The following is a 13734-nucleotide window of genomic DNA, read 5'->3' as shown; positions in this document are numbered from 1 at the left end:
TTTTTGTCTTTATATATAAATACATTATGTGGAAAGAGAAGTTAGGAGCCTATCTTATAGATGTCTCAAAATATGTGTTGACAGGTATAGTAATAGCATCTTTATTTAAAGATTTGGGCGAAAGCAAACTATTAATATATGTCTTAGGTTTATTAGTAGCTTGCTCAACACTCTTAGCGGGTTTAGTATTAAGTAATAAGAAGGAGGAAAAATAATGGAAGCAGTATTTGTTTTATCAGCAATAGGACTACCATGCGTAATATTCCTGATATGGTGTCTTACACCTCCGGGAAAGAAATGGTTAAAATCAAACCATATGATTTAAATAATGTATTGCGCAATCGTTCAGATTGCGCAAGTACCCTTACCACCATAATCACAACTAACATCGCCCTGATATTCCGGATGACGCTGCAACCACACTACGGCATAAGCACATGTAGCGACCGGTTTCAGACATTTACAGCGTGCATAATCGTATGCAGCCTTTACAAGGGCTGATGCTATTCCGCGTCCGCCTATTTCTTCGGGCACTATGGTGTGGCGGATATCAAGACCGCCGTCTTCTGTCAGCTGATAAGCTACATGAGCGGTATAACCGTCCACTTCCACCTTGAACTGTTTTTTTGCTTCGTCGTGTACAATTTCCATAAGCTATAAATTTTAGTCAGATTAACTTTAAATTTCGAGTAATACAAAGTTATAAAATTCATCGCTATTATACTGTAATTAGACGCTTTTTATCGAAAAACAAACGATAAATAAGCCATAATAGCAAATATTGGAAACAAAATAGCTATTTTTAAACACTATACACACCTTTCTACTACTACTTTTGCGCAAAAGAAATCAATTAATTATAAAAAGAATACTTAAATCACATTTATAGTATCTTTTATAATTACACAAAAACGGGCTAACTAAAACTTTGTAACCATATTGTTCAAGATGTTCCACATTTTAAATGTAAAGACATCGGAACTACAATCAATACTGTGATATGATAATACACCGTCTAAAAATAATGATTTTTATAATTGCACTAGTAAGAATATCAATACTAGTCTGCAACGCACATTCCATCACAACAGACGAAAACACTATATCAGAAAAAGATTCAGTCATTCTATTCAGATTCATACCTGGAAACAAGATTTTCTACTCTCCATTCAAAGGTAATGAAGAAGCCATAACATACACCGTACAGCTTATAAACCAGCACCGTAAAGATATTGAAGCAGGACGAGCTCATTTATTGATACGTGGCTTTTGTGGTTCATTTCCTACATTTAGAGAAAACCTGGCAGCAGCAAAAGAGCGTAGTAATCATGTAAAGTCTTGGTTTATAATACATCACGGCATGAAAGAAGAGTATTATCTTACAAAAAACAGCACCAGCAATTATAAGAACATGAAAGATGTTGTGGCCTTGATAGGAATAAACTATGTTGAAGGGTACACTCCTGAAAAGACACAGTATGACAACAAATCATATATAGCAGATACAAACAAAATAAATGACAGTTTTCAGAGATTACAGCCATTCAGAAAACTATATGAAAATCAGCCTGAAATTATTCTAACAGAAATTCCTCAAAAAAAATATAAGGACAAACGATGGTATCTGAAAACAAACATTATATATGATTGTGCAATTATGCCATCATTGGAGATAGAATACCGTATCGACAGAAAATGGTCGGTAGGAGTTGAAGGCAATATGGCTTGGTGGCACAATGACAACAAACACAAATACTATCAACTAGCCACCATACTGCCGGAAATACGTTACTGGATAAACAGAAAAAATAATCTTCACGGACATTATGCAGGTCTGTTTGGAGGAGGAGGTTGGTACGACCTGGAAAATGGCAATACAGGATATAGAGGAGAGGGAGGAATGATAGGTATAAGCTACGGATATATGTTTCCTATAGGTAAAAACCTTGCATTCGAAGCCGGTATAGGTGCCGGTTTTATGACTACAAAATACGATCAATATATTCCTATTGACAAACACTACGTTTATGAACAGACCAACCGCTTCAATTATTTTGGTCCGTTAAAAATAAAATTTGCTTTGGTGTGGAACATAGGCTGGGGCACTGTCAAGAAAGGAGGTAAATCATGACACTATACCATAAAACTATAAAAAACTATCCGGATATACTGTATTGTATTTTCCTCATTCTTTTCATTAATATGATGCTGGGTTCATGCCGGAAAGAGTTGTGTTTCAACCATGAGGAACATGCTTTGTCTGCAAATGCCGATGTTCAACTACAATGGATGCAGGAATGGGAAAATCCGTATAAGGCAGGAACAGATGGATTTGACTGGAAACGAATATGGAGAAAAGAAAACTGGCCAGGCAGTTACGAAGACTATAAGCCAAATGTATCAAAAGGTATCCGTACGCAAATACATACAGGAGGTTCCCGACCGATAACAAACAATCTGAAAAATTCAGGAGGAATACTACCTATACCTCAGGGAGAACATGAACTGTTATTCTACAGTAACGACACAGAATATATTGTATTCAGCAATACCGATAACCCGGTAACGGCTACAGCCGGTACGCGTATTCGCACAAGATCCGGCTACAAGGCTCCTGAAGGATATGAACATGAGCAGACCGTCAATCCACCGGATATGCTTTATGCCTCATATATACCTGAATACAAAGCTGATTTGTCTATCGAGACAGAACATCTGCCTGTAACGATGTTTCCACGTACATATACCTACCTAATACGCTACAAGTTCAAGTCAGGTCTGGAATATGTGTCGCGTGCAAAAGGGGCACTTACAGGCATGGCAAACAAGACTTATTTACACGACGGACACACAGACAACGCAACCGCTACACTACTTTTTGACTGCAAAATAGACGAACTAGGCTGTAATGCAAAAGTTATGTCGTTTGGTGTACCAAATTTTGCTTACAAATCAAATGAATACACAGATGATGCCGAGAAACTGCATTTCGTGCTAAATCTTGAAGTTATACTGAAAAACGGTAAACACCTTAATTACTATCTTGACGTCAGTAAATACATGCGTGTACAACCACGTGGCGGCACACTGCTTTTTCCGGACATAGAAGTTAGCGATGAGGACGGCAGTGAAAGTTCAGGTAATTTTGATACAGATATAGGAGACTGGGAAGACACAATAGACATACCATTACCAATATAATGAACATATATTTTTATAATACCAAATAATAACTTTAAGTTTTACCTTTTAACTATTTTTATCGTGAAAAAGAATTTATTTTTGATGGGTATGGCTGCAATGACTTTGGCAAGTTGTACCAACGAAGTGCTGAAAGTGGCAGACATGCACACAATTGGTTTCGATGCATTTGTAGGCAATACGACAAGAGCTGTAACAGAAGTGAAAACATTGAATAATTTCTATGTTTTCGGGAAATACTGTACAGACAATACGTCTTTTGACGGTCAAATTTTCAACAATGAACTTAATACCAGCACCTATTACTGGCATACGGGAAATTACTACCGCTTCGGTGCTTATGCAGACGGCGAAGCTGGACAAATCATAGATGCCAGCTACGACGCCACATCACAAAAACTGACTTTTCCTAATTATACACCTAGTGACGACAAGGATCTGGTTGCTGCAGTAAGTTCAGCAGATGCAGTCTCCGGCATACCTTCTACCCCTGTTTCATTATCATTCAGCCACATGCTGAGCCAGGTCGGCTTCACTTTTAATACAGAACTAAAAAATTATACACTGGCTATACGAGATATAAAAATCAAGAAAGCTATAAAAACTGCAACAGGTATCTACGAGGATGGTAACATCAAATGGGATGGCAATGCAGAAGCAGATGTAGCCTATACTTATGATGACATTGCAAATCTGGCAGGCGAAACATCAAGCAAGGCTTCGCAATTCAAGCTTGTAATTCCACAGCAACTTCCTACTGACGAAACATCAAAAGTAACAGTTTCATTTACAGCCAGCATATCTGGAGGCGGCATGTCACAAGAAGCAACAAAATCATTTGAATTAGAACTGGCATCACCAGGTGAAGGAGGATGGAAACCTGGATTCCGTTACAACTACACCGCGACAATCAACGGTGACAATATAACCAACATGGAAATTATTGAGTTCAAACCTGAAATAGATAACTGGGAAGACGGCAACACTACTGAAATTGCTCCTCAAAAGATTATCAGTTCATACGTCAGACCAAACTTCTATGAAACCGATCGCGTCTATACAGAAAGTATGAATGCATGTAATGACCTGATATTCATGACAGCAAGCCCATACGCAAACGGTGACATTTATTTTGAAACTCCTGATAACACAGCTACTTTCACAGAAAGTGGTGTTACAGCAACTGATGAATTCAACGGAAAGAAAGGGGTTATGCATTTTGACGGAACAGGAGAAATGAACGCAGGACACGGTCTTCTGAACTCTGCGACAAAAGGTGTCAACCAGTTTACATTTGCTACATGGATATATCTAGACGAATGGACTTCTGGTGCAACTCTCTTTTCCAAGGCAGCAAGTAGCGGAAACAACAGGACTTCACTTACACTTGGCGAGACAGAAGGTAATTTAATTTTCAGAATAAACGACCAGACAGCAACACTCAGCAACAGTAATATAGTACCAGGGAAATGGATACACATAGCTATGACATATGGCAATAAAGGTACTTTGCGCCTATATGTAAACGGTGATGACGCATCTGCAACAAGTGGTACTATTAGCGTAAACGAACTTCCTTTCATGCAGACAGAAACTAAATTAGGTAAAGGTCTGAAGGGATATATCGACGAAGCTTATTTCAACTTCCTACCTCTTGGAGGCGGAGACATCAGAACTATAATGAATGCCGAAGGAAAACTATCATATAAAAGCTGGAATATTTGCAAGACTCAGGCCTATTGGACATTCGACAAAGAAAATCCTGGAAAGGATAATCATACATGGGTCACTATTCTGAATGATTTACGTACCAAACTTAATCCTGGAATAAAATTACGTATCGGTATAGCATCTGGTGGATGGCAAGCCATGTGTGATTCTCCAGCCGCCAGACAAAAGTTTGCCAATAACGTTAAAAATCTATTAGAAACATATAATCTTGATGGTGTAGATCTGGATTTTGAATGGCCTGCAAACAACGAAGGTGCTTTCAACACATACAATCAGACAGTTATAGCTGTAAGAAACACTATCGGTTACAATTATACATTTAGTGTTTCATTACATCCGGTTTCATATAAGATGTCACTAGAAGCTGCAAAGTATGTCGATTTCATTTCAATACAGGCATACGGTCCATCACCAGAGCGTTTTCCAATGTCACAGTTCAAAAATGATGCACAGGCTGTACTGGCATGGGGATTCCCTAAAGATAAAATCGTAATGGGAGTACCTTTCTATGGAGTTACTAAAGATGGCTCAAAAAGTACTGAAGCTTATTGGAACTTTGTGCAAAACAATCTTGTAACCTCAACCTCACAAAAAGAAGTAACTTACAAAGGTAAAGTATTTATATATGATGGAGCAGATGCCATACGTGAGAAGACAAGATACACAATGGAGCAAGGCATGGCAGGTATGATGAGCTGGGACCTTGCAACAGATGTCACACTCAGCCATGAATATTCATTATTGAAAGCTATGTTAAAGGAAATACCTGCACAGCCACAATAAATTTTCAGTAAAGAATATACAATATAAAACTGTGTCCGCAAGCAAGTCAGATTTTGCTTGCGAACACAGTTTTTTAGTTTTATAAAAAATGAATCATCAGAACAATGTTCCCGGATTCTTCTCTGCCCTCCACTGCTCTATAGGCATACTGTAAAGCCATGAGGTCTTTTCTTCCTTACGTTCTACGAAATACACATACGAAATGTCATTCTCTACGATATGTATATTATCGTTAGGAGTAACCACAAGGAGCTGCAGATGAAGCTGCTTGCACAAGTCTATCAGATAGCGTGCCTTATCCTCGTCCTGCGCCTTGAAGGCCTCGTCGATGGCAATGAAACGGAACGAATTGTCCTGCATTCCGCTCTTTGTCAAACCGAACTGGTATGCAATGGCAGAACCGAGGATGGTATAAGTGAGCTGCGCTTTCTCTCCTCCCGACAAGTGTCCCATGTTTTCGTATGTTGTTTCCTTATTTCCTGTATTACGGTTGAATTCCTCTGCCTTATAGGTGAACCATGAACGCACATCCATCACCCTGTTTCTCCAATCCTCATTTTCCAGACGTTCCATAAACGGCTGGATATGGTCGCGAAAATGTATCTTACGCCCGTCTATCGTAGAATTGATTTTCTGCACATTAGGCATAGCCTCATCCATCAGACGGCGGAACTCTCTGACTTCTTCATTTATCCTGGTCTGCATAACCAACTGAATATAGGTAGCCGGCTGCTTGCGGTAATCAATACCATGAAGTGATTCATTCAGCATGCGTATATTGTCGTCTATCGCACTCTTCCAGTTTATGAAGAACATACGGAAGTCACCCACCTTATCGGTAAGCGTTTTCTGCAGATAGTTGTCGAACTGCTTTTCATATTTCGGCAGATTTTCCCTCTGCAGACGGCGCAACATTTCCTGATATTCGTCTATAAGGTCGATATTGTCGGCATCAGGCAAGGCATTAACGTCCGAACGCCAGTCCTTGAACTTCTCTGTAATATATTCCGAAGGATATTTGAAATCACGGATATGGTTCTTCGCCTTGTCTTCCGCCTCACGCTTCTTATTAAACAGTTTATTACGTTCGCGGTCATTACGGCTGATGAATGACTTGTATTCCTTATCAAGATCTTCGTATGTACAGTTCTTCAGTTCTTCGTAAGCCTGCTCAAAGTCGGAAAGAAGGATAGAACGCATTGATGAAATAGCCTTCTGACATTCTTCCATTTCGTATTTCGTTTCCTTTATCTTGGATTTGATATCCGAAATCTGGCTCACCTTGTCGCGTATCTCTTCCAACGAAATCTTACGTATGGCCTGACGTACCTGCTCCAACTGTTTCTGCAGAGCCTGGATGGTATTATTGTTCTTTTCCAATTCAGCCTTGTCGGAAAGTTTCTCCTGCAGACGTGTGGCGTATTCTTTCCAGTTTATGGCATCGAAGTCCTTAAACATATCCACCAGTTTCTTGCTCATATCGTAGTCATACTGGAGTTTCTGTTTCTCGGAATTTATATCATTCAGTTTGGCCATCAGCTCGATGTCTTTCTCCTGAAGTTCCTTTATCTCATGTTGAAGCAGGGATATCTTGTCCTGATTATCCCATCCAAGGATATAATTTGCCTTGCTCACCACCTGAGGACGGTCGTCCTTCTCATGCCTGTCGTGCGAGAACTTAATAAGTCCCTCACGCGTAACAGCCTTTTCCTGATAGCGTTCGAACTCTTCAAGATTTTCTACGCACGCATAATTGTATTTCTGGAATATGGTATCGCGTATCCACTCCTCATATTCAGAGTCGGGACGTATTTCAATCTTGTCTAGCAGTCTGGCATCATCGGATGTGAATGTATCCATTCCTGCAAGCGAGTTGTAAGTACGATAGCGGTAATAAGTAATCCTACCCTTCAAGTCGTTAGAGTTAAGAAACTTATTTACCTCATGATAATACTGGTCAGGCACAAGCAGATGCAGTGCAAAGTTGTGAAGGATTTTCTCTATGGCACCCTCCCACTCCATTTCCGCAGGATTTACCCTTATCAGCTCGCCGATGAAAGGTATCTCATCTTTAGTGGCTCCGGTATGTTCGAGTATCATTTCGCGTATCTCCGACTCACGTCCTGAAATATTGTTCTTGTTTTTCTTCAGAGAGTCAATAGTCTTGATATACTCATCTATTCTCTGACCAATATCTTTTCTTTCGTTTTCGAAAGTTATAGTCTCTCTGATTTTCTGCTCTATACCGGCATTCATGCCCTCCAGACGTCCGGCTACTGAGTCACGCTGACTTATGAAAGTATCCTTGTCGGGGTCAGTAGTGAGCGACAACACAGATGCCACCGAGTTATATTCATCCATACGAGACACGCGCTCATCACGGAGTTCTTCCAGACGCTTAATCTCCTGCTCCATTTCCTTTATCTTCCTGCCCACTTCATCATTCTCTATGGCAAGGGCTATGGAACGTTCGTCCTGACGCATTCTGTCCTCGTCGTCACGGAGTTTCTTTTCCTCTTTTTCAAGACGTTCCTGCTCCTGTTCCAAAGAATCAACACGTTCCTTACCCAGTTCTATAGTCTTACGGGCAAACCAGTAATCAATGCTTTCCCTGTCCATGGAAAGTTGCTTTATTTTCTGGGCATATTCTTTTATCTCGTCTGCATATTCTGATATAGGTGTAAGTAACTCAATCTGTTTTCCAGCCTTTTCGATATTGGTCTTTGCCTCCATCAGAGTCTTGAAGCTGTCTTTAAGCATTATGTACTGCGACTCAGCATGCTGCTCTTCAAGCATATTGGTACGGATAAAGTCGTCCAGATCATCAAGCACCTTCACACCCACTATCTGATTGAACAATGAAAGCGCCTTTACGGAACGCATACCGAAAAGCTGTGTGATACGGTCGGCATAGCCTACAGGTCCTTCGAAGAATTCCACCATCGTACGGTTCCCCTTATGCGAGCTTTCCAGACGGCGACGCCACATACCCTTGCCATCGAATGGCTGGAAGTCGGTCTTAATATCCAGTTCGCAATGAGCCAAACCGAAGGTACGCCTCAACTCACCACCCGAGAACCAGCGTACTTGAAACACTGTAACCACACGGGTATCGGTATTGGTAAAAGTGGCAAGAAGCACAGAGTATGCCGAATGATCGCGCAATGACTGTGTGCTTGCACCGCTTTCGCCGTCGCGCTGAATATTTCCATAATTACCAAGAACGTATGTCTCCTCTGTTCGGTTACCTTTCTTCTCCACTCCCGACGACTGGTTATAGAACCTGTCCTTCTTGGCAGGTACCATCAGAGTGAGTAGAGCATCTATTATGGTACTCTTTCCCGAAGCGTTTGCTCCCGTAAGCAGGGCATTGTTTCCCTGGGGCTCCATGCGGAAAATCCTTTCGTGAAATGTTCCCCAGTTGTATATCTCCATGTATTTCAAACGAAATCCCGACGTATCGGAACCGGTACTAAACAGACTCAACATATTCTTGCAGTTTATCCTTAAATTCTTGTAGTTTGTCCAATGTTACTTTCTCTTTAATTATTCTGTGAATCTGGTATGTATTCACATTGTCTCGCTTTATCAGTTTCAGATATCCCAGCGACACTATACGGTTGATATATGTGTCTATCTCGCTGAGTAACTTCACTCTGTTGAAACGCTCCGGAAGGAATATCTCTATTCGCTCCTTCAACTCGTCGGCACTGACAAAACGCTCTGTAGCATACAGCTCGTCCATATTGCTGTCGAACTCTTCAAGCATCTGCCTTAAGATTATCAGAATCACCGATATTTCGAAACCAAGCTGCTGGCGAGGAATAAGTCCTGTGGTCCTGTCTTCATCATCCACTATCTGCTTGATATATGCAAAACCTTCATCGCGTTTCACTATCAGCTCTATACCAATATTAGCAAGATACTTGTTTATCTCCGACTGATAGTTAAGGATGTCCTCCCATACGTTCGTGTCTGTTACCTCTACGGGACCTTTAAGCAGGCGTACTACGGTACGTCCGTAAGGTGCTATTATAGAATCTATATTCATTTTAAGATAATAATTTCCGGTATTACTATTGATTTCTTCAACTCGCTGTTAAACGGTATTGTTTGTGTACGGTCGGCATTAATGGTATGCCTGAATCCGCGTATCACACTGATATATCCGAACAACTCTGCCAGTCCTTTTTCCAGTCCTCCACTCTCCTCTACCACGTCGGACAGAGAAACCTGCTTGCGACGCTTCAATGAATCGTGAATTCTTTGTTTGAGTATCGAACGATCCACTCCATGACTTACAAAAAGCTTGTCGGCATGTTCTGCCTCGGCAATGTCCGCACTTGCTATTTCTATCACATTGTTATAGTTCACATCGTCAGTCTTTTCAAGAGTAAGCTTTCTCTCTATCGGCATGGATATTTCCGGTATAGTCTCCAGTTCGAGCGACACATCGGGTTTTATATTCTGGCTTGCCAACTGAAGTAGTACCGACTGTATATCCTGAATAACACGTTTCGATGCAGCTGACTGAGAATTATTGTTTTCGCAGATGATACGGCTCAACTTTTCAGCCATCTTGTCGTTTGCCTGATATACCTTTTTTCCACTATTATACAGATACTGCTTCATATTTTTCAGGAACATATCTTCCTGACGGATCTGCGACGGATCGATGGAATGATACAAATCATCCACCATATTATCCCATGCGTCCTGCATGGATGGTGTCATAAGGAAATCCCAAAAAGCATAGAAACTTTTTCCCTGCGAACTCTGCTGAAGCTTGTCAAGTGCATCGAACGTATATCCAAGAATATCACCTTTCGAAACGTCTCCCTCGGCGTGTTTCTGATATATGGATTTTGTAATGGACTTGAAATTATCTTCCACTTCCTTGAAATCGGAAAGAAGTTCCTTTGCCGTACGGGTAATGTCTCGGAAACGTGGAAGTACCTGATAGTCTTCATAGACCATTGCCGACTCGCCTGCTCTAAGGCTCTGGATCTGATGTTCTATCTCCATCTTTTTCTGCTCAAGCATTCGGATACGTTCTTCAGGATCCTCGTTGGTAAACTCAACAAGTTCCTTTATCTGTCCGTAAAGGTTCATAAACTTCGACTCTGTTCCCACGAACTCATCCTTCTTCAGACTGAGAAGCCAGTCTATCACCTTGCTGGAATATGACGAAAGCTCATAGAACACCTCGCCGCTTTCTTCCTGATAATTGCGGAGAAAACCTTTGTCCGTCCATTTCTGAATATACTTGTATGCCTTTTCGTCGTATGAATCGAACACATTTATATCGTTCTCCTCATCCTTCTCCAGATTAATGGAAGAAAGATAATCTGAAAGTCGCATTTTCAGTGAATCATATGCCACAGGCTCTCTGTGCTTATAAAATGTTTCATACAGAAACAATACAATAATCTCCCTGTTTCGCAAACGCAAAAGTTCCGCGCATGGGGAATCGTTCAATATATCGGACAATAGCTGGGTTTCGGACATGTTTTTTTATTCGAAATAAGTTATCATACAAAGTTAGCTATAAAATCCGACACTGCAATGAGAGCTACCCAAAAAGCATATTTTAAGCGTGCGCACGTTTCACTTAAAACGGGCGTTCATTCGAAACAAAGCGTGCGCACGCTTTAGATCAAATGTGCGCACGTTTTTTTCAGTGCTTTCTAAAAGGAAATAAACAGCAAAAAATTCTATTAAAAAAGATGAGACAATTTAATTCACATCACAAAAAAGTTCATCAATCAAAACTGATTTACAACTCCACCAAGGTTATTCAAGTACTTCTCCTTTTTCATTGAACAAAACAACACCTTCTTCACCTTCGGCATCAACCAAAGTTACCTGATAAACAGCTGTTCCGTCTTCTGAAACTTCAACTGCTGCAGATTTAACAGTAAAGTCCTTATAATTTTTTGCCAATACTTCCTGAACTGCTTTAGGAAGATCCTTGATTTCTATAGGTTTAAAATCGTTTACATTTGTTACTACAGTAACTTCAGGTGATGAAAAACTTGAAGCGAATGCAACTGTTGTTCCTAATCCCATTACCAATGCTAATGCAAAAAATACTTTTTTCATAATTCAATAGTTTTAAATGTTAGACAATTAGTTTAGTTTTCGTAGAATTAAGTGCAAAGTGCATGCCAAAAAGTTTACACCACATATAACAAATTAATAACCAATACATTAAATCAAAATTCAGATTTTCAGATTTTAAACCGGAATAAATATAGATGTGTAATTTTATACACAATATTGTGGAATAGGATTGTTTATGGGTAAAAATTACTCACAAGAACGGATATAAAAAAAGCCGCTTTTGAAGCGGCTTTTTTTATATTAAAATTTTAATCAGAATTCAGAAGTAAAGTGGAACTTGATGTGTTTGAAATCCATCTGTGCCATCTGCAGTACATATCCACTGTCTGCCAGGAACACATCTCTTCCATCACGGTCTTTTGCCATATACTGGTATTTACGTTTCTTGAATGCCTCAAGCTCTTCCGGATCATCACTTTCTATCCAGCAAGCCTTATAAAGACTTACAGGCTCCCAACGACATTTGGCATTATATTCATTTTCCAAACGATACTGGATTACCTCAAACTGCAATTGACCTACAGTACCGATAATCTTGCGGCCGTTGAACTGGTTGACAAAAAGCTGTGCCACACCTTCGTCCATAAGCTGGTCGATACCCTTGTTGAGCTGTTTTGTCTTCATCGGATCGGCATTCTCTATATATTTGAACATCTCAGGAGAGAAGCTTGGAAGACCTTTGAAGTGAAGGTTTTCACCTTCAGTCAGTGTGTCACCAATCTTGAATGTTCCGTTGTCCGGCAAACCGATGATATCTCCTGCCCAAGCCTCATCCACTGTAGTCTTACGCTGTGCCATGAACTGTGTAGGCGAAGAGAAACGCATTGTCTTGTTGTGACGTACATGCAGATAAGGGGTGTTACGGGTGAACTTGCCTGAACATACCTTACAGAATGCCACACAAGAACGGTGGTTAGGGTCGATATTGGCCGTTATCTTGAAAATAAATCCTGTAAACTTAGGCTCATCCGGATTTACAGTACGTTCTACAGCTGTAACAGGACGAGGACTAGGAGCAATCTCTACGAAGCAGTCGAGCAATTCCTGAACACCGAAGTTGTTGAGTGCAGAACCGAAGAACACAGGAGCTACATCACCTTTAAGATATTCTTCTACATTGAATTCAGGATATACTCCATCAATCAGTTCAAGCTCGCCACGGAGTTTGTCTGCAAGATCATGACCTATATGATTGTCCAGTTCCTCTGTATTGATATCTACCTCTACCTTTTCTGTGACAACCTGCTTAGAAGGCTGGAAAAGATTCAGTTTCTGTTCATATATATTATATACACCGCGGAAACGTGGTCCACTCTCGATAGGCCATGTAAGAGGACGTACCTGAATAACAAGTTCTTCTTCAAGCTCGTCAAGCAAATCGAACGGGTCCTTGGCTTCGCGGTCCATCTTATTGACAAAGATGATAACCGGAGTGTTACGCATACGGCACACTTCCATCAGTTTTCTTGTCTGTGTTTCCACACCTTTCGCACCATCGACAACGATGATTACACTATCCACAGCAGTAAGTGTACGGTAAGTGTCTTCGGCAAAGTCCTGGTGACCTGGAGTATCAAGGATATTGACCTTATAGTCGTTATAGTCGAACTCCATCACGGATGTGGTAACGGAAATACCACGCTGCTTTTCGATGTCCATCCAGTCGGATGTAGCTGTTTTCTTGATTTTGTTTGATTTTACCGCACCGGCTACCTGAATCTGACCTCCGAAAAGCAAGAGTTTTTCTGTCAACGATGTCTTTCCGGCATCAGGATGGGCGATAATGGCAAACGTACGTCTTCTTTCTATTTCCTGATTCATATATTATTTAGTTGTTAGTCGTTGGTTGTCAGTTGTTAGATCTAAAAACTAAGAACTAATATCTAACAACTCGTC

At 40.5% G+C, this 13734-nt stretch carries 10 protein-coding genes; 4 read left to right on the top strand and 6 right to left on the bottom strand.

Features of this window, described 5'->3' with window-relative positions; all coding sequences use genetic code 11:
- Window positions 1-26 precede the first annotated feature (26 nt).
- Window positions 27-215, top strand: a complete 189-nt coding sequence (locus tag NW213_RS03770) for a DUF6722 family protein (protein ID WP_154043270.1) — start codon at window positions 27-29, stop codon at window positions 213-215.
- Window positions 216-345: 130 nt separating this feature from the next.
- Here NW213_RS03770 and NW213_RS03765 read toward each other — a convergent pair whose 3' ends face one another.
- The gene (locus NW213_RS03765) at window positions 346-651 is read right to left on the bottom strand and encodes a GNAT family N-acetyltransferase (RefSeq protein WP_235339716.1); all 306 of its coding nucleotides are present in this window, start codon (window positions 649-651) and stop codon (window positions 346-348) included.
- Between the two features lie 373 nt (window positions 652-1024).
- On the opposite strand from NW213_RS03765, the gene NW213_RS03760 reads away from it, so the two are divergent.
- The 3 genes from NW213_RS03760 (at window position 1025) to NW213_RS03750 (ending at window position 5715) form a co-directional block, all read left to right on the top strand.
- Window positions 1025-2131: a DUF3575 domain-containing protein gene (locus tag NW213_RS03760; RefSeq protein ID WP_258321884.1), complete on the top strand. Its 1107-nt coding sequence runs from the start codon at window positions 1025-1027 to the stop codon at window positions 2129-2131.
- Window positions 2128-3201: a DUF5119 domain-containing protein gene (locus tag NW213_RS03755; protein ID WP_258321883.1), complete on the top strand. Its 1074-nt coding sequence runs from the start codon at window positions 2128-2130 to the stop codon at window positions 3199-3201. Before NW213_RS03760 ends, NW213_RS03755 begins: the two co-directional genes overlap by 4 nt.
- Window positions 3202-3264: 63 nt before the next feature.
- On the top strand, window positions 3265-5715 hold the full coding sequence (locus NW213_RS03750) for a glycosyl hydrolase family 18 protein (protein ID WP_258321882.1): 2451 nt from the start codon (window positions 3265-3267) through the stop codon (window positions 5713-5715).
- A 96-nt stretch (window positions 5716-5811) separates the two neighbouring features.
- On the opposite strand, the gene NW213_RS03745 is transcribed toward NW213_RS03750, so the two are convergent.
- The 5 genes from NW213_RS03745 to NW213_RS03725 form a co-directional block, all read right to left on the bottom strand.
- Window positions 5812-9204 (bottom strand): ATP-binding protein, encoded by a 3393-nt coding sequence (locus tag NW213_RS03745; protein ID WP_258321881.1) that lies wholly within the window; start codon window positions 9202-9204, stop codon window positions 5812-5814.
- A complete protein-coding gene (locus NW213_RS03740) occupies window positions 9188-9766 on the bottom strand; it encodes a DUF4194 domain-containing protein (RefSeq protein WP_258321880.1) in 579 nt (192 codons plus the stop codon). Before NW213_RS03740 ends, NW213_RS03745 begins: the two co-directional genes overlap by 17 nt.
- Window positions 9763-11223 carry a DUF3375 domain-containing protein gene (locus tag NW213_RS03735; RefSeq protein ID WP_258321879.1) on the bottom strand — a complete coding sequence of 487 codons (1461 nt, stop codon included), beginning with the start codon at window positions 11221-11223 and terminating at the stop codon, window positions 9763-9765. Before NW213_RS03735 ends, NW213_RS03740 begins: the two co-directional genes overlap by 4 nt.
- A 285-nt stretch (window positions 11224-11508) precedes the next feature.
- Window positions 11509-11817: a hypothetical protein gene (locus tag NW213_RS03730; protein WP_258321878.1), complete on the bottom strand. Its 309-nt coding sequence runs from the start codon at window positions 11815-11817 to the stop codon at window positions 11509-11511.
- A gap of 273 nt (window positions 11818-12090) precedes the next feature.
- Window positions 12091-13659 (bottom strand): peptide chain release factor 3, encoded by a 1569-nt coding sequence (locus tag NW213_RS03725; protein WP_204390584.1) that lies wholly within the window; start codon window positions 13657-13659, stop codon window positions 12091-12093.
- Between the last annotated feature and the right edge of the window lie 75 nt (window positions 13660-13734).

The organism is Bacteroides sp. ET336 (assembly GCF_024733815.1).
GTDB lineage: Bacteria > Bacteroidota > Bacteroidia > Bacteroidales > Bacteroidaceae > Phocaeicola > Phocaeicola cellulolyticus.
Note: the sequence above shows the minus strand (reverse complement) of the source record. Positions and strands in the feature narration are given on the sequence as shown.